Source organism: Pseudoalteromonas sp. GW168-MNA-CIBAN-0100, assembly GCF_040309225.1.
Taxonomy (GTDB): domain Bacteria; phylum Pseudomonadota; class Gammaproteobacteria; order Enterobacterales; family Alteromonadaceae; genus Pseudoalteromonas; species Pseudoalteromonas arctica.
In genome coordinates this window covers 1-857 of record NZ_JBEOOL010000068.1, presented here as the reverse complement: position 1 = coordinate 857, position 857 = coordinate 1, and the positions used below count along the sequence as shown (strand labels likewise).

At 44.8% G+C, this 857-nt stretch carries 1 pseudogene; it reads left to right on the top strand.

Annotated elements, in window-relative coordinates:
- Positions 1–857: pseudogene (locus tag AAEY62_RS20010) on the top strand (contractile injection system protein, VgrG/Pvc8 family); the annotation flags it as partial.

Genomic DNA, 857 nt, shown 5'->3' with positions numbered 1-857 from the left:
CCCGTTGATGGTATTGACTATATTGTTATCGATAATGAGGGCGTTGAACATACCGGCTCACTGGCAAACGGTGTAGCCACCTTGGCTAATTTACCGCAAGGTAAAAGTGATGTTTTGCTGCGCGCAACCACTCAAGCTGATGAACAACAACTCATCCAACTGCGTAACGACTTTAAACAACATCTCACCTCCATGCTTAATGAAATACGCAAACAAGCAGCTATTGGCGATGCTATTTTTGAGCAAGAGGACTTTTTTACCCAATGGATGATTGAAACCGGTGCACGCGCAACGGGCCTGTATCAAGGCGCAAAGTCCCTTGTAACGGGTATCGCTGATTTGATCGTATTGGGGATTGATGTAAATATCAGTGTGTATTCTGCCTGCTTTAGAATGATTGACGCTGTTGCAAGTGGTGATAAACACGCGGTTAAGCACGAACTTGAAACAATTTTAGCCTTTAGCCAAAAAACAACCAGTACATTATCAGATGCCTTTGAATTATTACTCGCCTTAATGGACGATGAAGACACTCGCAATACACTCGCGCGCTTCCCGTATGACTATATTGAAGCCCACTCGTACGTTGATAAACAGCGCATAACTGGTGTGATGGCCTTTGAAATATTATTAGCGATATTAACAGGCGGGGTGGGTGTTGCCGCTTCTGCAGCGAGTAAATCAAAACACCTTGCCAGCGCCAATCGCGCACTGGTTAATATGGCCGATATACTTAAGCGCAAACAGCTAGATAAAACAATATCGCACACAGTATCGCCTGAGCAACCTAAATTAATTGAGCGCATTGACAAGCCCGATGCGGCATTACAACCAGGTACCAATCGAGGCGTAACAAC